The sequence below is a fragment of the Salmonella sp. WC3 genome (genome assembly GCF_042932255.1).
GTDB classification, from domain to species: Bacteria; Pseudomonadota; Gammaproteobacteria; order Enterobacterales; family Enterobacteriaceae; genus Salmonella; species Salmonella enterica.
In genome coordinates, this window is the sequence record NZ_CP170629.1 from 3,834,519 (window position 1) to 3,853,324 (window position 18,806).

The window sequence follows — 18,806 nt, forward strand, 5'->3', positions numbered from 1 at the left end:
AATAATTTCACAAATCAATGGTTCATTGTACGCATAAAGCTAAGCGGTGTAATCTTAAAATGCCGTTTAAAAATAGCGATAAAATAAGAAGGCGTATCATAGCCACACATCGTCGCGACTTGTGAAATATTTCCAGCCCCCATACGTAATAATTTTATAGCCTGATTCATACGAGCATCCAGGTATATTTTGCTAAAACTCACCTCTTCAGCGGCCAGTTTTCGCTTCAGACTTGATACGCTCATAAACAGCTTTCCTGCCACCTCAGCCTGTGACCATTTGCGGGTGAGATCGCTGATAATAATGTTATAAACTTTCTCTTTTGTCGTAATTTTTATTGCTCGCTCAAGGAAATCAAACCCACCGGGCTTACGTACAAATGCCGATATAAGATACATCAATGAGAAATATGAATAATCATGATCATCAATACTCACATTACTACAAACCCGTGGACATGCCACACCATGCAAAATAGAGTCAAAAGTATCACTCATCCCTGGCAACAAGTCCGCATGAAAAAAATACTTTGGTTTCGTTTTTAATGATAGCTCTCGATCATTATAGTTTCTTGTACTGTAAAAAACTTTGTAGAATTTTTGCATTAAGTCATAGGAAACTTCCAGTGAAGAAAAATCAATATGCCCTTCTATTTCGCTCATACTAAGCGTGATTGTTTGATCTTTTTCCAATAAAAATAAACACGGCGCAGATTGTTCGATGAACTCCCCAAATTCGTTTTCAATTCGCAAACTGCCTTTATTAAGTTTAAACAATAAGCAGTTTGCGACATAATAGTCTCTTACGTCAGCTAATCCATTTATTAATGGAAATTTGTTCGGCTGTTGAAGGTGATTATTGCTAATGGCCTCAACTGATTTATTCATTGAAGGCAATACCATATTTTATCCTGTGTGCTATAAGGAACTCAAAATCGTTATATTCTTATAAACAAATAATTAAAACTCACAGAGATGATTTAAATCCGATTTTTTTATTATTATAGCCAATAATTACATTCCAACGCGCGTTCATTTCGTCACAAAAAGATACCCTTACAAACTTTATGCACAATTTTGTAATAAAAGCTTACAATATTAATATAATCATTTCAGAATAAAACGGCTGGCAGACATCTTAATAATCCATATACATCAATAAGATAGACACACTGGCATGGTGCATTTTCTGCATTATTTGCTGATATATACACCATACCTTATCACAAATCGCCAGCAATGGGGGTTCACCAGTCAATTGCCTCTTTGTTTTCCCCGCCCGATAAAATAATCTCCTGCATCCAGGAGGTCATTTGTGACTGTGCGTTCATTGTACCAACTAATACCCCGTTTAAAGCCTCATATAAATGGGTGCCCGGTTCAACTTTTGCTAACATGTTTTGTAGCATAGCCGTTTGCTGCTCAAAAGAAACAAAAGCCGAATCACCACTGTTAGGATCTTTGAAGGCATTCATCTCTTGATAAATGCTATCTTTAAGCGTTTCAGAAGAGGCTGACTCAGGAAGCGCCAAAAGTCGTTGGTAGAATGCATCATAAAGATCAACGTCGCCGCCATTGCTTAAAGGCGCGCTATCCACATTATTCAGCATAGCGGCCCTGGCACTCAACGAAACCACACCCGTCGCTTCAGTATCTGCTGTCGGGACCAAATAAGAAGTCGGAATCGTACCCGGTATCACCTTATAACCTCCGCTTGCGTTTTTGTCTTCCATTCATCAATAAGTGCGTTAATGGCGTTATCAGAAATTGTCCGGCAGTCTTGTGGAAGTTCATCAAGATGATGCTTAATGACGCCTACTGCCGTTTCAACAAATTGTTCAGGTGAAAATTCTGCGATCTGATCGCCGCAACTCATGATAAAGCGCTGTTCCTGGTGATATTTAAGATTAAAAGTGCCTGGCCAGTTCTCCATAAGCAACACCATCAGTTTTTGGTGATCTTTTTTCGCATTAACTGGCAGTGTTAAAAAAAGTTGCCCCTCAGGCTTATCGAAATCCCTTAGCCACTCATCCAGGACGGTTAAAAGCGTTTCGGGATGGTCGACCGCAGCTGAAAATAACTCGCGGGCATAAATCTGTATTTTTTCCATCCACTTCCAGGCCATTGTCTGATTATCAGTAAGATAAGCGGCGACCTGCTGTAACGCGTCTATCATTCCCTGCTCGTAACCTTCCTGATAGGCGTACATCCGCAAGGTCTTTGCCTCTTCTTCCGCCTCTCGCAAAATACGCTTAGCCCGTTGATGCGCCTGCTGTTCTAATCTTTCAATAGAGAAATAACGTTCCAGCGTTTTACGCTTTATCAGTATCCCCTCAACAGGCGAAAGCGGGGACGGTATTGGGATATTTTTGAGCATATTGTAAGGCCAGTAGCAAAATTGACATTTCTACAGCATCCTGCTTCAATGCCTCCTCAATAAATGGAGGAAAAAGCAAAGGAAAACGCTGTGCTAAAGATTCAGGTAAAAATTCATTTAGGGCATTTAACTGTGCATACCCGACGCTAAGTAAAAACCGGTGATTCGGCGCCTTATTGCAGACAGATAAACTTGTTCCCTGATGCATTGCCAAAAATGCTTGCGCCCAATCCGGCAGGCCAAGCAAGGCTCCCTGCCTTGCCAGATCGGCTCTCAGTTTATGGCAACCGAGTAAATACGCTACTTGCGGCAGTCGGCGCCACTGACGCAGCCACAGCTGCGTCAGTGAGTTTTGAATACACTCCTTTTCTCCGTTCTTAAGCCGCCATGCCGCCAGTATTAACTCATTTGCCGCCGCCCTGGCGGCGGGTCTGACAATCATTTCCGGCGCTATCTGCAACCGCTGAGGATGGATATACGATAACGGATCAAAAATGATTCTTTGCCAGATAATGGGTAATGGCTGCCTATTCATTTGACGATTTCGCCTTATCATCAGCCGTTATGCCTTTCTTATTGCGGGCATAATGGTTTTTGTAATACCAGACGCCAAAGCCTGCTGACATCACGGATAACAAAATAATCAACACAATCCAACTGGTTGCAAAAGAATTACGTTTTACTGGTGTGCCGGGAGCCTGTAATTGGGCATCAGAACGTTCTGACAACACAACAGAAATGTTGTCATAATCCACATCGGCAAAACTATTCTTTAAGAAACGCTTGATATCGCTGATCTGATGCGCAAGCGGCGAACCTCGTTCATATACGGCTAATGCCGACAGATGAACAGGTTTTGGCGGGCGGCCATTTTCACCAGCATCAATATCATAACTAATATGGACCCTGGCGGAGAGCACGCCCTCCATCGTCTGTAATGACTGTTCCAGTCGCTGTTCAATAGCCGAATATAACCTGGCCTTTTCAGCTCGCGGAGACGATACCAGCGAATCCGCCGGGAACATCTGCGCTATTTCCACCCGTGGCCGGGGAGGAAGCTGATAAGTTTTAATCCAGTACACCGCAGCGGTAAAATCAGGCTCAGCAACGGTAATGCTATAGCCCAATTTTCCGCTATCAATTTTATTCGCCTCTATATTGTGCATTTGCAGAACGGCAATGACCTCATTAGCCTGTTCCTGGTCCAGTCCTTTTAAAAGATCCTTATCCTTACAGCCGGCAAGGGTCATTACCAGCAGAAAAGTATATAGATATCGACGAATCATGAGCGTAATAGCGTTTCAACAGCCCCGACTCCTTTACGAGTAAGGGTACTGACCATAGAAACATACAGGTTATAATCTGAAATCATCTCTTGCGAAATAGCCAGCTCTTTAGGATCCGTCACCAGATTAGGGTCCTCAATCCTGTTGGTAATCGTCTGTTTATCCACAGCCGTGGCAATCGCCGAACCAGAAAAAGCCTGGAGTAGCCGGTCATCCAGCGAGACAATGTCCGTTTCCATAGACCTGATATTGACCGCCTGCCCTATAACGGCATTCTCAGGGACAATAGTTGCAATCGACATAATCCACCTTATAACTGATTAACGGAAGTTCTGAATAATGGCAGCATCAATATCCTTAAAGACTTTTACCGTGTTCGATTGCGCGTTACGGTACAAGTTATATTCCGAGAGCTTACTCTGATACGCCGCCAGTAGCGCCGGATCGGAGGGTTTTGCTGCTAATTTATCCAGCGCCTCTGTTACCTGCGTTTGTAGATTATCAACGCCCGTATCAAATTTTGCTGAGACGTCATCCAGATAGCCTGACCAAGGTGTTGCCATAATGACTTCCTTATTTACGTTAAATTAAAGTGGGCTTGGGAAATACCAATGGCCTGGGCTCATTTTGATATAACCTTCCGCCCCGTACTGAAATGAGCGCCCCTTGAGCCAGTCATCTTTTAATTCGATCGCAAACTGCACATAGCGTCCTCCCCATGTGCGGTAATAGCTATCGACAAATTGACGGGCTCTGAGTATTTCTACATCATCGAGCGCCCCCTGAATAACAAACGTTACGCCCCCCTTATGATTCCTGCGGGAATAAGGTAACGCCTGCTGTTTTAGCCCCGCTTCCGCCTGGCCTGCTGCGGTAACATCGTCCATCAACGTGATGTTAACCGAATCCGCGTAAGGCATTAGCGCTCTCAGCTTTTGACTTAACACCTCGAGCTCTTTCTTGCTCATCGTGTTTCGCTGGCGGCTTAGCCAGAAAACGGGTTTACGCGGCTCATCGAAATGAAGCCGATAATAAGCCAGCTGCGGATAATAGGTATCCAGCCAGGTAGAGATACGCTTATTTTCTTCGTTTTCGTTAATCACCCGCGCATTTTTATCATAATCGCCCCTCGCTAAAACCTGACGAGCCCACAGCGTATCTCTTTCATTTTGCGCAGCGACATAGAGCATTTTGTCCCGTCCTGGCAACACCTGAAAGCGCTCCTTCTCCTGCCCCAATAACGAATCGAGCTCTGCGGCCTGCCGCTGCGGCGAGTTAAGTATCCATAACGTCCCCACCGTCCCAATTCCCAATATAAAAAACCCGGCCAGTGCTGCTACAATTCCGTTTTTAAAACGCGGCTCGTTCTTTTTTGCAGACGTTTCTAACTTCTCAGGCTGCTCGGGCACCCACGGCTCGCTTTCCGGGCGAATCAGGATAAGCAATTCACCGACCTGTATTGGCGTATTTAATTGCACCGAACGAGATTCAGAATTTCCTTCTTTCAGCTCATGGAGTATAATTTCGGTCGCATCCGTATCCACCTGGATTTCAAAATTTACTCCGCCATGGTCCAGCGGGATAAAAAAGCTATCGGCAGGTATATCAGGGAGTTGACCTGAAGCAGTGAGCGCATCACTCTGACCTACCACAAAGAGTGTTCGGCCTGTCAGCAATGGAAACTCACAGCCGTTCAGTGAGCTGTTAAGTAATCGAACTATGTATGGCCCTGGGCTTGTTATCGTCTTCTCTTTTGATGTTTCCATATATACTGTTAGCGATGTCTGTCGTTCTCGATAGCAGCAGATTACCGCACAGGACACAGGGATTCCTGATGAAAATAGAATGAAAAGTGAGAAATAAAATCAATTTATTCTGTATAATGCGTCTCAACACATATTAAAAGAACCATCATCCCCATTGGGGCTTAAACTACTGTAGATAAATTACCCAAATTTGGGTTCTTTTGGTGTAACAATCAGACCATTGCCAACACACGCTAATAAAGAGCATTTACAACTCAGATTTTTTCAGTAGGATACCAGTAAGGAACATTAAAATAACATCAACAAAGGGATAATATGGAAAATGTAACCTTTGTAAGTAATAGTCATCAGCGTCCTGCCGCAGATAACTTACAGAAATTAAAATCACTTTTGACAAATACCCGGCAGCAAATTAAAAGTCAGACTCAGCAGGTTACCATCAAAAATCTTTATGTAAGCAGTTTCACTTTAGTTTGCTTTCGGAGCGGTAAACTGACGATTAGCAATAATCACGATACGATTTACTGTGACGAACCTGGGATGTTGGTGCTCAAAAAAGAGCAGGTAGTTAACGTGACGCTTGAAGAGGTCAATGGCCACATGGATTTCGATATACTCGAGATACCGACGCAACGACTTGGCGCTCTCTATGCACTTATCCCAAACGAGCAGCAAACCAAAATGGCGGTACCCACAGAGAAAGCGCAGAAAATCTTCTATACGCCTGACTTTCCTGCCAGAAGAGAGGTATTTGAACATCTGAAAACGGCGTTCTCCTGTACGAAGGATACAAGCAAAGGTTGCAGTAACTGTAACAACAAGAGTTGTATTGAAAATGAAGAGTTAATTCCTTATTTTCTGCTGTTCCTGCTTACTGCTTTTCTCCGACTCCCGGAGAGTTATGAGATCATCCTTAGCTCGGCTCAGATAACGTTAAAGGAGCGCGTTTACAACATTATATCTTCGTCACCCAGTAGACAGTGGAAGCTTACGGATGTTGCCGATCATATATTTATGAGTACGTCAACGCTCAAACGGAAACTTGCAGAAGAAGGTACAAGCTTTAGCGACATCTACTTATCGGCAAGAATGAATCAGGCAGCAAAACTTTTACGCATAGGCAACCATAATGTTAATGCTGTAGCATTAAAATGTGGTTATGATAGCACGTCCTACTTCATTCAATGTTTCAAAAAATATTTTAAAACTACGCCATCGACATTCATAAAAATGGCGAACCATTAACATTTTTTGTATCTGTCACTTAAGTAAAGATTTTTATTAAAATTGTAATAATTTAAAATTCAGACTGCGCATTAACACACTCTATCAGGATGGGAGGCTATTCAATATCATTGTTCTGTCCGGAAGACAGCTTATACTGATATCTCTGGTAATTTAAAGTAAGGCTGATTATATAACACGATTTTTGTGAACTTGTCATCGCTATGATGACTGGTAAAACGATATTGCCTTATTCACAGCGTAAGAATTCGTCCAGATGACACTATCTCCTTCCGGCTTTAACCCTGTGGATTAAGGCCGGCATTTTATTCATATTTATACATCATCCGTTCCCTCTGAGAACTATTTGCCTGAACGGTCTATACCGAAACAGTCACGCTTGTTAGCTTTCTGCCAGGCATACCTCCTCTCTTCCTCCTGATATCGATATAATGCCTGGGGCCAGCCTGAGGATGATACTGCTCATAAACCCCCTGCCTTTTTGACGCTATAGCTGAAGGGAGTAAAGAAAAGACGATATCATTATTTTGCAAAAAAAATATAAAAATAAGCGCACCATTATAAACAGTCTTTCATTTATATTTTGGAACCTAAGACAAATTACACTCTTAAACTTTCAACGAATGGTCATTTAGTGGAAATCTTCGAGAAAAATGGTTCTGATGGTGTAATTATCAGACCATTAACCATGAAGATATAATAAGCAGCATTTACACCCCAAAAAAATGCAGTAAGATAGCTACAAAACTAATCTCTATTGCAATGAGGCCAAGTTAAATATGTAAATATTTAGATGCCCGGCGCTGACTCTCTCTGCACCAGGATATACGGCAGCGTCCATTCGATAATCACAGTTAGTTATAACAATATTATTACCAACATGTCAGTTATTTAAAGCACAGGCATAAGCTAAATAATCAAATGTTAAAAACATATAAACCCGAGCCCGTAGAATATGACATTAAGCTCATAATAAAAGCTCAACCTGACCGTTAGTACTAACAGCAGAATTACTGAAACAGTAGATTCTATCCTAACGACTTGTATTAGTTATTATAACTTTTCACCCTGTAAGAGAATACACTATTATCATGCCACATTTTAATCCTGTTCCTGTATCGAATAAAAAATTCGTCTTTGATGATTTCATACTCAACATGGACGGCTCCCTGCTACGCTCAGAAAAGAAAGTCAATATTCCGCCAAAAGAATATGCCGTTCTGGTCATCCTGCTCGAAGCCGCCGGCGAGATTGTGAGTAAAAACACCTTACTGGACCAGGTATGGGGCGACGCGGAAGTTAACGAAGAATCTCTTACCCGCTGTATTTATGCCTTACGACGTATTCTGTCGGAAGATAAAGAGCATCGTTACATTGAAACACTGTACGGACAGGGCTATCGGTTTAATCGTCCGGTCGTAGTGGTGTCTCCGCCAGCGCCGCAACCTACGACTCATACATTGGCGATACTTCCTTTTCAGATGCAGGATCAGGTTCAATCCGAGAGTCTGCATTACTCTATCGTGAAGGGATTATCGCAGTATGCGCCCTTTGGCCTGAGCGTGCTGCCGGTGACCATTACGAAGAACTGCCGCAGTGTTAAGGATATTCTTGAGCTCATGGATCAATTACGCCCCGATTATTATATCTCCGGGCAGATGATACCCGATGGCAATGATAATATTGTACAGATCGAGATAGTTCGGGTTAAAGGTTATCACCTGCTGCACCAGGAAAGCATTAAGTTGATAGAACACCAACCCGCTTCTCTCTTACAAAACAAAATTGCGAATCTTTTGCTCAGATGTATTCCCGGACTTCGCTGGGACACAAAGCAGATTAGCGAGCTAAATTCGATTGACAGTACTATGGTTTACTTACGCGGTAAGCATGAGTTAAATCAATATACCCCCTATAGCTTACAGCAAGCGCTTAAATTGCTGACTCAATGCGTTAACATGTCGCCAAACAGCATTGCGCCTTACTGTGCGCTGGCAGAATGCTACCTCAGCATGGCGCAAATGGGGATTTTTGATAAACAAAACGCCATGATCAAAGCTAAAGAACATGCGATTAAGGCGACAGAGCTGGACCACAATAATCCACAAGCTTTAGGATTACTGGGACTAATTAATACGATTCATTCAGAATACATCGTCGGGAGTTTGCTATTCAAACAAGCTAACTTACTTTCGCCCATTTCTGCAGATATTAAATATTATTATGGCTGGAATCTCTTCATGGCTGGTCAGTTGGAGGAGGCCTTACAAACGATTAACGAGTGTTTAAAATTGGACCCAACGCGCGCAGCCGCAGGGATCACTAAGCTGTGGATTACCTATTATCATACCGGTATTGATGATGCTATACGTTTAGGCGATGAATTACGCTCACAACACCTGCAGGATAATCCAATATTATTAAGTATGCAGGTTATGTTTCTTTCGCTTAAAGGTAAACATGAACTGGCACGAAAATTAACTAAAGAAATATCCACGCAGGAAATAACAGGACTTATTGCTGTTAATCTTCTTTACGCTGAATATTGTCAGAATAGTGAGCGTGCCTTACCGACGATAAGAGAATTTCTGGAAAGTGAACAGCGTATAGATAATAATCCGGGATTATTACCGTTAGTGCTGGTTGCCCACGGCGAAGCTATTGCCGAGAAAATGTGGAATAAATTTAAAAACGAAGACAATATTTGGTTCAAAAGATGGAAACAGGATCCCCGCTTGATTAAATTACGGTAAAATCTGAGAGAGGAGATATGCATTATTTTTTTATCATCGTAATCTGGTTGCTTAGCATAAATACGGCATGGGCTGATTGCTGGCTTCAGGCTGAAAAAATGTTCAATATTGAATCCGAACTACTTTACGCTATCGCCCAGCAGGAATCGGCGATGAAACCTGGCGCCATTGGCCATAACCGAGATGGTTCAACCGATCTTGGCCTGATGCAAATTAACAGCTTCCATATGAAAAGGCTGAAAAAAATGGGGATTAGTGAAAAACAGTTGTTACAGGATCCCTGCATTTCTGTCATTGTGGGCGCATCCATTTTATCAGATATGATGAAAATCTACGGTTATAGCTGGGAGGCCGTTGGCGCTTATAATGCCGGGACGTCTCCGAAACGATCGGATATAAGGAAGCGTTATGCTAAAAAAATTTGGGAGAATTATAGAAAATTAAAAGAGATGTCAGCAGAAGAGAAAAACAAAAGACTTTCTATCGCGGTAAACAAATAATTATACAGAAATAGCTTACTTTCAGATAGTTCTAAAAGTAAGCTATGTTTTTATCAGCTTGCCGTCGTCATAAGCAACTGGGCTTGCATTGCTTTTAGTTGTACAAACTGTGAGGCGTCTTCCAGCATTCTATTGTTCCGTGAATTCCGGAAATCTGCACGTACCTGCTCCAGATTACTATGAGGATTATCCTTAAGTACAAGGGCCGCCGCCATCGTTCCGGTTCTTCCCACTCCGCCCAGACAATGAATCATCGGTAAATGCTTATCTGATGAACTACGCCCCGGCGCGCCATTTTGGTTACTATTTTTCACTCTATCCGCCAGGTATTCTAACTGATCAGTAGACGGTAACGGCTGGTGATCTGGCCAATTTTTCACATGCAATACCGGGATTGTATACTGCTTTTCCCCGCAGGACAGTTGCATATTGTATTGGTCTATCGCTTCTCCCTGACTGGCTGAACTCACTTTTTGGCTGTTGGTATGCACCTCGCCAAAGGTGTAGCTCCCTCTGAAATAGGCTGGTAATTGTTTTGCCTGCATCTGATCTTCCGACGTTAACACCACCAGGCACGAGCATTCTTTTTCAAGAAGCATTTTCATATGCGCTTCCAGCGCGTCCGGCGTATTTTTTGGGTACGAACCGGCTAATGCCACAGGCTTACCGTCAAAAGTTAACGTATTCACTGGCACAGGCATTCCATCGCTCAGTTTCACCTGGGTTTGCTGATTAATTGGAATGCTGCTGACCGCAAACCGTGCCAGGCCCAGTGTCGGTCCGCTCATCGTCTGTGGCATTGGCGCGCCGGCTTCTATTTTCTCAAGTTCAGCTGTAACATTTTTCAGTTCTTTAGCAATAACGTGAATTTTTTTTACAGCCTGGGTTAATTCATGAGTAGAGGCTTTATCAACCCACCTCTCAACCTCTCCTCCACAGGTTCCCCATTGTGAGAACCGGGCTACACCGACCTGAATATTTGTTAACGTTGTAACATAATCATTAAGTTGTTTAGCCTCTGGAATTTTATTTAAATTCTGTAAATTCGTCATTAATGAACGCAGCGGGCCGTTACCTGAAGCCATCTCCTGGAAGTTTTCTCGCAGGCTATTTCCATCCATTTGTTCCAGTTGCGGTAATGTTCTTTTAAGTCCCTTTAGCGCGATATCGAGTAAAGGTTGCTTACTTTCTGCTCCAACATCGTTATTTTTTTCTGCCACTTTTGTATCGCCGCCTTTTATGACTAAAGCGGCATTCCTGACACCAACATTATCCTTGCTCTTAATAAGGTTTATAAACCCTTCGTCAGCAGCTTTTACACACTCCGTGATCTGCACTGCTAAACGTTGGGTAAGGGGTTTGTTCATATTTATACGGGACATTAACAGTGCGTCATTAACCGCTGTTTCCCCATATTTTTCCGTTAGTGCCTGGAGAAATGTCTGTAAAATCTTTTGGTCCTGTACTCTGATATTTTCCGTATGTTTTTGCACCACTTCAGTGTTTTTAAATAACGGCATTTTTCCAAGCCAAGTTAATACTTTTGACGAAAGTTTTTCAGGCGCAACATATGCCTTGTCAGTATTTTCCTTAGCAATATAAAGTCGGGCATCATTCGACACACCAACTTTTGAAAACGAAGACAACGTTAAATTATTCAATTTTCTCTCCTCATACTTTAGCATATTCCTGCAGTATGTTTTTGAGCGCTTCCTGCTGATTCACAAATGACTCAAGCTGCGATATAATATGGTAAGTATTTGTCAGATCGGTAATTGCATGTATAAACAACAACGTCTCTGCAGCATCAATATACGCTAACGTACCTTCATTATTCGCAGCCAGTTCACCATTAATCACCATAATCTGCCGCCAGATAGAATCGCCACAAACAGGCGATAACGGTATAATCATACCGTTCAATAACCAGATATCATCTTTAGCTTCAATAGACGTAAAAATATCGCTATCGAGTAGTAATAAGCACTGATTGTTGTCGTCAAAAGTGAGCGGTAAACCCAATTTCTCACCAATATTAGCGATAATATCCTGGTGTGCTTGCAATTTACTTTCCTCTTAAATTATATCTTTTATAAGATTGCTTCTTCAAATTTAATCTGGTTACACAATGTCTTGATATTTTTTCGCGCCCATCGCCGGGCGCAATATTTCTCTCCTTTAATCCAGTAGAATAGCCATTCACTACGCATCGGAACACATATCAGCAACTCCTTCGGATCATTTTCAACATGACGTAACTTGCCTTTAATAACAAAACGCGAACTGTCAGCAATATCATCATATATTGCAGCCATACCTGAACCGGGTACTACATGTGTGATGATTTTCATAACAATTAATCTTATTCAATTGTTGTCAAGCGAGAGAAAAATACTACACCCTGGACTCAAGACTTTTTTTAACAACACGGCATATATCCGCAAAGGTCGTCATATCAGGAAGATCGTTTTCATTGCAACTAATGTCAAACTCCTCACTAAGACCAAATACAATATCAATTAAATCCAATGAGTCAGCGTAAAGATCCTCAACCAGATGGGTCTGACCATTGATACTATCAACATCAACGGCAATACAGGAGGTGATCACTTTTTTGACTCTTGCTTCAATATCCATATTCATCGCATCTTTCCCGGTTAATTAACGCTGCATGTGCAAGCCATCAACGGTAGTAATAACCCGATCCACGCCAGGTTTATTCAGGTATGACTCGTAAGCCGGGCCAGCTCGCCAGCTACCGTCTCCGATAAGGCCGTCCAGCACATTACTTAACACATAGTCAGTTTCCCCTTTTAGCTTGGTCAGCCCCGCCTCTCTGGCAAACTGCAGTGCAATCTCAGCCAGTTTTTCTTTTTGTGGATGATGAGTAATGACCTCTTTGAGAGTCTCCATTTTCGCTTTCAATTCTGGGTGCTTGTCAATATCGCTACATTGCGCTTTCAACGCTGCACTCTTTATCGTGTCATTGGGTAATATTTCCGCACGCAAGCCGTCAAACGCTCTGCGTACAGGGAACGGTGTGGAGGTATCTGGCTCCAGGGCTTTACGTATCACACCCAAAAACGTCTCACGGGCGTCGAAATGCATTGAATGCATATTCGTAACGCTCGGTACTGTTGAGAGGAAACTATTTTGCTTAAACTTCAAACCAGAAAATGGGCCAGTCTTATCTGTCTGACTATTATCATTATCGGTCGTACCGGCTTTATTACCTGTAATTACCGTCGTGTCTGATTGTAAGGTATCGGTTTTAACATTCTCGACGCCAGCCAGTTGACTGGCAAGCGGCTTCACATTCACAATCTCTGCCGTCTGGCTTTGCTGTTTATTATCATCAACGCCGTGCACCGTGGCCTGTACCGGCTTGCCGATAATGCTCTTGCTGGTTACGCCATCGACTTCATCAAAAGAGGTTGTTTCACCCGTAGTGCCCTTTTCTGACGTGACCACCTTTCCATCTTTACTTTCGGATGAAGCGTTGGTCACAGCCTCTGCCGTCGCATGAGCCGTGACGTCAATTTTACCCGCGATGCCATGGTCAATTGCCCCTGTGCTGGCGCTGTGTGCCGTCTCCGTTTGATGCGTAGTCGAATCCACACGCGAATGACTATGACTTACGTTGCTGCTGTTAGTCGAATGGTGTGACTCGCCATTGCGTTGGCTGTTATCAATAAATGTTCGGCTATTATCAATCGTCTTCCGGCTATTATCATGGTTGCTATTATCGATATGGCGCTGGCTATTATCGACATGGCTTCGGCTATTGTTAATATGCTTACTGTTATCCACGCTATGGTTACTGCTATCAATATTAATATTGATATTAATACCCGTAGGTTCTGCTTTTTTCCCACCATCAGGTACTGGTCCAGCCGCAGGCTCCGGAATTTTAGGGTCAGGCAGTTTATCTGCAGGAATTTGTGCAAAAACATTACGTAGCAGCAGGGGTATCAACGTTTGCATTTCAAGGTGCCGGGCTTCCCGTCCTACGCTGGTACCCTGCTCTTGCGTTAATTTTTGGTGGCACATATCAAGCGCCTCAACCGCCTTCGCCGCCGCTTTGTCAACAAGGTGCGTAAGATTGCTGCGGGTTAACGGATCTAACATACAGCCAAAGTTATGTTCAATGCAGCTGGCAATATAGGGCATCACCTCCTGCATAACAAAATTCGTCGATAATTTACTTAATTCACCGCCAGTGTTATTTTTGATAATATCTAACAGCTGCTTTTCCAGGTTTTCCAGCTTCGCTTCCGCTTTCTTTGTTTCTGGCAGCCATGGCCCAAAAGCTGACTTTTCTTTCAGGCCATCTTTTATGATTTGCGCGGTATACTCTGCCCCCACCTTCATCAGTAGCGTCTTCGCCTCAGGAGAATCACTGGTGGCGTTGAGCGCTGAACGAAAGAGCCCGGCAAACTCCATTATCGCTTTCTTACCGGCGACATTATTTGAATTGGTAAAAACTTCTTTTAACGCCTCAGCGTCTTTCCCGCATTTAAACAATGCATCCAGACTCGCCTGTTTGATCAGCGCGGGAAAATCTTCCAGTTGCGAGCCTTTAATTTCCCCTGACAGCGTCGCTGTGGCACTTTCTCTGACTGCGGAAAGATTCGCCGCAAGATTCGTGGCCTGCGTTTTGATCTCGGTCTGCATACCTGGCATTATGACGGGGGGCTGAGTCCTTACACTTGTAACCATTATTAATATCCTCTTCTGTTATCCTTGCAGGAAGCTTTTGGCGGTTTCCAGGCTGCTACTTATCGTACTGCTCAGCACTTTTACCAGGTTGTCGTACAATGAATTGGCATTGCTATATTTTTGCGTCAGCGTCTGTAATGTGGTTTTCATATTTTCTTCCTGCGCTTTAAAACCCGACTGCCAGGCTTGATATTTGGCGTTATCCATTTCGAGTTTTGAGTCTTTTCCCGGCGCGCCTAAACCATCAATATCCTGAACCATTTTTTGTAATGGCGTCAGATCAACGGTGACGACATAACCGGATCCATAAGATTTCAGGCAGCTATTCGGTAAATTCAATTCACTGAGCCACTGTCTCGCTTCCGCTTCAGTGGCTACTTTAACGCCGCTGCCTGACTGCGCTGGAAATAAAACGGTATTACTGTTTATTTGATTATATTTATTGACTAAACTGTTTAAATCATTTTTGAGTGAGGTAACATCTAGCTTAACGGTATTACCGTCCTTACCTGGTAATAACCAGCCTCCCATTTTGGAAAGAATATCACTGAAGGCCTGATAAAAATCGGTATAGACTGCGACAACGTTTTCATAAACGCCCAGATAGCTGTCACCTATCGCCGATATATTTTGGGAAACCATATCCCAAATCTCAGCATCAGAAATGGTTGTTCTCGGCTGCGCCATAGGCGAAGCGCTAAATAAGGCCGACGTCGGCGCAGAAAACGCGCTCCGCAGGTTCTCATTTTGTTCTGCGGATAATGACACGCCAGACTTCGCCAGCGCATTCAGGCTGCTGGTCAACTGCTGGCGCGCCAGCGTGCGCTCGTCATTATTCTCTTCAGAGATCGGTGGCGTTGACTGCAGCGTCTGCTGTGCCTGCTGGATTTTAGTAGCCGCCTGCGATAATGAAATGATATCTGTACCGCGATGTTCTGTGGTAGACGGTACCACGGCAGTCTCGACGTGCTCGCTCGCCGAGGGAGTCTGCGGCCGTTCGGCAACGATCCCCGGATGAGGAGAAGCGGAATAATTTTGAATATTAAGCATAATATCCCCAGTTCGCCATCAGGAGCGCGATTAAATCACACCCATGATGGCGTATAGATGACCTTTCAGATTAAGCGCGAATATTGCCTGCGATAGCAGCAAGTGCGGATGCTTTCGACTGGTTAATGCTCTCCATTGTTTTCAGCATTTCCTGAATCAGGCTGGTCGATTTACGTGAACTTTCACGGGCTTCGTCCGATGCGGTGCTGGCAACACGGTTATTCACCTGGCTAATTTGCTGCTCGGAACGTTCCTGAGTAGCGGCGTACTGCCCGGACGCCCCTGCAATACCACCGACCGTGACCGAGTTCTTCATAATCAGATCGCCCGTCATCTGCATCTTGCGCGCATCAATTCGGGTCATATCCATGGTATTCTGCTCAAGACGAATATCGGATTCGACAGACTCAAGACGTTTCGACAGAATAGCCTGATGTTCAGGGGAGATTTGTTTATTACTGTCTTTAATACCCAGACTTTCCGTGGCGCTGGTTCCGGCATTAGATTTAAGCGTCGCATCATTAAGATTTTTCGTCGCATCGGTACCGGTTTTCTTCATATTTAACGATTTCAGAGAATCGACGCCTTCAGCACCGAGTTTGACGCTATTCTGCCCGTTCAGCACGTTTTTAATACTGTGGCTTTCAGTGGTCAGTTTATCGATCTTCGCGGCATTATGTTTAAGCGCGCCTCTTTCATTCTGCAGCCCCTTATATTCCAGTTTGGCGCCCACGCCAGTGATCCCCAACTGAAGCGCGCTCTGGGAAATACTACCGGACAACGCATTCATCCCTTCGCGCATCATGGAGCTTGCTGTCGTTTTAGCTGCATCAAAACTGACTAATGACAACTTACCAGACAGTTTGCTATCAGCCTGGTTCAACGTCAGCATTAACGTATTCGCGGCAGCCAACAGCGCAACGGCACTGGAAGACATTCCGCTAATATCAAAAAACTTTCCGACTTCTGCCTGCTGCTCACGTAACTGGGTTTGCACAACCTCATTCGCTTTAGTCGTGACATTATTTGCCAGGGCATTCAAATCCTGATTCATGTCGGTATTTTGAATACTGGCTTTTAAAAAGGACGTGATCGTTCCGGGGGTTTGCGTTAATACCCCTGGCGCAGGCGCGCTCAGTGTAGGACTCAACCCCAGGTCACTGACTTTACTGCTGCTAATACCAATACTATTCAGAATATCTTTAGCGCTAACGGATTGCGAAGCTGTCTGTGAACTATTCTCAACAGAATGATTATTTAAATAAGCGGCGGGATTTATTCCCACATTACTAATTAACATATTTTTCTCCCTTTATTTTGGCAGTTTTTATGCGCGACTCTGGCGCAGAATAAAACGCGAAGCATCCGCATTTTGCTGTACCGCAGAAGACATGGCTTTTTGCAGTTCCGCCGTTACCTTCTGGTTTTCACCAAATATTTCTACGGATTGTTTAAGCCACTGCTGAATTTGATCCATGGCAAAACGGGCGAGCATAAAATCAGCAAGCGCCTCACTGGCATTTTTAATAAATACCCCCTCGGCAACACCACCGGCTGACTGGGCTGCGGTATTCGTGACTTCCATGCCCAACGCCACTTTATTTAGGGTATTACCTACCAGCTCTTTACTTAAGGCATTCGTTTGCAGGCCCATCTTGCTACCCACATTACCCAGGCCGCTAGTAATACGTTGCATCCCCTGGGTAAAGAGTTTGCTGCCGTTTTGCGCCAACTGTTTCAGCACGTTAGGCACCAACTTCTTAATCGTTTCGCCCATCATTTTGCTCAGCGCGTTACCCAGTTTCGCCGCCGCGCCTTTCCCGACAACTGCGACCACCACAATGACCGCTACCATCGCAATAGCGGCAACAATCGCACCAACAATGCTGCCTGCCATCTCTGCCGTTTTCTTATCGACGCCTAATCCTTCCAGCGCTTTGGTAATCGCCTTGCCAATCAGCTCCATTAACGGCTTCAGCACATGCTCCATAATCGGGTTTAGCGCCTGCTGAATAAACGACACCCCCGTCGCCGCCTTCACAATTTCATCGGCAACCATTATCGCAAGTCCCACCGCAGCCAGCGCCAGACTCGCCCCACCGGTAAAAACAGCGGCCACAACGCTGACAATGGTTAGCAGCGCGCCGAGGACTTTCCCGATACATCCCATAATGCGGTTCGTTTCCTCGGCTTTGCGCGTCTCTTCCTGGAATTCAGCCGATTTCTTTTCCATCTCCGCCTGACGCCCTTCCTGCAAGGCGTTGAAAAGCGCAAGATCGTTTTGCAGGCTTTCTTCCGTATTTTTGCCCACAATCTCAATAAACATGGCCATGAGCATAGTGAGGCGGGCGACATTTGACAGATTATCCTGCTCACCCTGGGAAACCTGATTCTGAGAGGCGGCATTAGCCGTTCCCTGGAATTTGGTCAGAATGTTATCCGCTTTCTCGGCTTTCGCTTTGGCGTCTGTGCCTGCTTTAACCGTCGCATCCGTGGCCTTATCTAAGGCCTCTTTCGCCTCTGTCGCTTCTTTTCCGGCCTGTTCTACCGCGGCTTCAGCTTGTGCATAGCCGGGGTCAGCCGGGTCCAGCGATTGCAATTTATTTTGCGCCTGCGTCAGTTTTTTGGCCGCAGCGTCATAAACACTCTTGGCGGTATCCGTCTTTTTGATACTGGCTTCATAGAGATCCGTCGCCTCCTGAGCCTCTCCCAGAGCCGTCTGGAATTCTTTCGATACCTGAATCCCCATCTCTTTTTGTGACTCAATCATCGCCTGCCATACCGCCAGACGAGACTCCAGTTGAGACAGCGAAACATCGCCCAGTAGCGTCATTAACTTGCCAAGCAGTAACGTCAATTGCCCTTCGCTGGAGAGTTTTTCCCGGGCGGCGTCCGTAGGCGGCTTTAGACCCACCGTATTAATAGCGCTCTCGCCGGACTTTGTTCCGGCTTTAAGGTCGCCCGCTTTCGTTGCCACCACATCTTTAAAAGCTTTATCCGCCGCTTTTAAAAAGTCCGTGTTCTTACGAACGCCTTCAAAAGCCGCCTCAGCGAGGCGCGGATTTTGGGTATATCCGCTACGGCTAATGCTACTTGCGTCATTTACCATAA

General features: G+C 44.4%; 19 protein-coding genes. 3 read left to right on the forward strand and 16 right to left on the reverse strand.

What is annotated here, in order from left to right:
- Nucleotides 1–14: 14 nt before the first annotated feature.
- The 8 genes from hilC to prgH form a co-directional block, all read right to left on the reverse strand.
- Nucleotides 15–902 carry an invasion transcriptional regulator HilC gene (gene hilC, locus ACFK9X_RS18765; protein WP_000243998.1) on the reverse strand — a complete coding sequence of 296 codons (888 nt, stop codon included), beginning with the start codon at nt 900–902 and terminating at the stop codon, nt 15–17.
- A gap of 344 nt (nt 903–1,246) precedes the next feature.
- Complete coding sequence (locus ACFK9X_RS18770; protein ID WP_000612179.1) at nt 1,247–1,699, reverse strand: type III secretion system effector protein OrgC; 453 nt, start codon at nt 1,697–1,699, stop codon at nt 1,247–1,249.
- The gene (gene orgB, locus ACFK9X_RS18775) at nt 1,696–2,376 is read right to left on the reverse strand and encodes a type III secretion system linker protein OrgB (RefSeq protein WP_000916654.1); all 681 of its coding nucleotides are present in this window, start codon (nt 2,374–2,376) and stop codon (nt 1,696–1,698) included. Before orgB ends, ACFK9X_RS18770 begins: the two co-directional genes overlap by 4 nt.
- Complete coding sequence (gene orgA / locus ACFK9X_RS18780) at nt 2,333–2,932, reverse strand: oxygen-regulated invasion protein OrgA (protein ID WP_001574876.1); 600 nt, start codon at nt 2,930–2,932, stop codon at nt 2,333–2,335. The genes orgB and orgA overlap by 44 nt, the downstream gene beginning before the upstream one ends.
- Complete coding sequence (gene prgK / locus ACFK9X_RS18785; RefSeq protein WP_000621238.1) at nt 2,904–3,662, reverse strand: type III secretion system inner membrane ring lipoprotein PrgK; 759 nt, start codon at nt 3,660–3,662, stop codon at nt 2,904–2,906. The genes orgA and prgK overlap by 29 nt, the downstream gene beginning before the upstream one ends.
- On the reverse strand, nt 3,659–3,964 hold the full coding sequence (gene prgJ / locus ACFK9X_RS18790; RefSeq protein WP_000020431.1) for a type III secretion system inner rod protein PrgJ: 306 nt from the start codon (nt 3,962–3,964) through the stop codon (nt 3,659–3,661). The genes prgK and prgJ overlap by 4 nt, the downstream gene beginning before the upstream one ends.
- An 18-nt stretch (nt 3,965–3,982) precedes the next feature.
- Entirely contained in the window at nt 3,983–4,225 is a 243-nt protein-coding gene (gene prgI / locus ACFK9X_RS18795) for a type III secretion system needle filament protein PrgI (protein WP_000235228.1), read from the reverse strand.
- Nucleotides 4,226–4,249: 24 nt separating this feature from the next.
- A complete protein-coding gene (prgH, locus tag ACFK9X_RS18800; RefSeq protein WP_000450196.1) occupies nt 4,250–5,428 on the reverse strand; it encodes a type III secretion system inner membrane ring protein PrgH in 1,179 nt (392 codons plus the stop codon).
- Between the two features lie 315 nt (nt 5,429–5,743).
- On the opposite strand from prgH, the gene hilD reads away from it, so the two are divergent.
- The 3 genes from hilD (at nt 5,744) to iagB (ending at nt 9,926) form a co-directional block, all read left to right on the forward strand.
- Entirely contained in the window at nt 5,744–6,673 is a 930-nt protein-coding gene (hilD, locus tag ACFK9X_RS18805; protein ID WP_000432699.1) for a transcriptional regulator HilD, read from the forward strand.
- Between the two features lie 1,091 nt (nt 6,674–7,764).
- Nucleotides 7,765–9,426, forward strand: coding sequence for a transcriptional regulator HilA (hilA, locus tag ACFK9X_RS18810; RefSeq protein ID WP_001120085.1), 1,662 nt, complete (start codon nt 7,765–7,767; stop codon nt 9,424–9,426).
- Between the two features lie 17 nt (nt 9,427–9,443).
- Nucleotides 9,444–9,926: an SPI-1 type III secretion system invasion protein IagB gene (gene iagB / locus ACFK9X_RS18815; protein ID WP_000558927.1), complete on the forward strand. Its 483-nt coding sequence runs from the start codon at nt 9,444–9,446 to the stop codon at nt 9,924–9,926.
- 53 nt (nt 9,927–9,979) lie between these two features.
- On the opposite strand, the gene sptP is transcribed toward iagB, so the two are convergent.
- The 8 genes from sptP to sipB form a co-directional block, all read right to left on the reverse strand.
- Nucleotides 9,980–11,611, reverse strand: coding sequence for an SPI-1 type III secretion system effector GTPase-activating protein SptP (sptP, locus tag ACFK9X_RS18820; protein ID WP_151117326.1), 1,632 nt, complete (start codon nt 11,609–11,611; stop codon nt 9,980–9,982).
- Nucleotides 11,598–11,990: a chaperone SicP gene (sicP, locus tag ACFK9X_RS18825; protein ID WP_001147851.1), complete on the reverse strand. Its 393-nt coding sequence runs from the start codon at nt 11,988–11,990 to the stop codon at nt 11,598–11,600. The genes sptP and sicP overlap by 14 nt, the downstream gene beginning before the upstream one ends.
- A 26-nt stretch (nt 11,991–12,016) precedes the next feature.
- On the reverse strand, nt 12,017–12,277 hold the full coding sequence (locus tag ACFK9X_RS18830) for a hypothetical protein (RefSeq protein ID WP_000692253.1): 261 nt from the start codon (nt 12,275–12,277) through the stop codon (nt 12,017–12,019).
- 43 nt (nt 12,278–12,320) lie between these two features.
- The gene (locus tag ACFK9X_RS18835) at nt 12,321–12,569 is read right to left on the reverse strand and encodes an acyl carrier protein (protein ID WP_001055579.1); all 249 of its coding nucleotides are present in this window, start codon (nt 12,567–12,569) and stop codon (nt 12,321–12,323) included.
- Nucleotides 12,570–12,587: 18 nt separating this feature from the next.
- Nucleotides 12,588–14,645, reverse strand: coding sequence for an SPI-1 type III secretion system effector SipA (gene sipA / locus ACFK9X_RS18840; RefSeq protein WP_151117328.1), 2,058 nt, complete (start codon nt 14,643–14,645; stop codon nt 12,588–12,590).
- A gap of 18 nt (nt 14,646–14,663) precedes the next feature.
- The gene (sipD, locus tag ACFK9X_RS18845; protein ID WP_000932249.1) at nt 14,664–15,695 is read right to left on the reverse strand and encodes an SPI-1 type III secretion system needle tip complex protein SipD; all 1,032 of its coding nucleotides are present in this window, start codon (nt 15,693–15,695) and stop codon (nt 14,664–14,666) included.
- A gap of 70 nt (nt 15,696–15,765) precedes the next feature.
- Complete coding sequence (gene sipC / locus ACFK9X_RS18850) at nt 15,766–16,995, reverse strand: SPI-1 type III secretion system needle tip complex protein SipC (RefSeq protein ID WP_000909019.1); 1,230 nt, start codon at nt 16,993–16,995, stop codon at nt 15,766–15,768.
- 27 nt (nt 16,996–17,022) lie between these two features.
- On the reverse strand, nt 17,023–18,804 hold the full coding sequence (sipB, locus tag ACFK9X_RS18855) for an SPI-1 type III secretion system needle tip complex protein SipB (protein ID WP_151117330.1): 1,782 nt from the start codon (nt 18,802–18,804) through the stop codon (nt 17,023–17,025).
- Nucleotides 18,805–18,806: the final 2 nt, after the last annotated feature.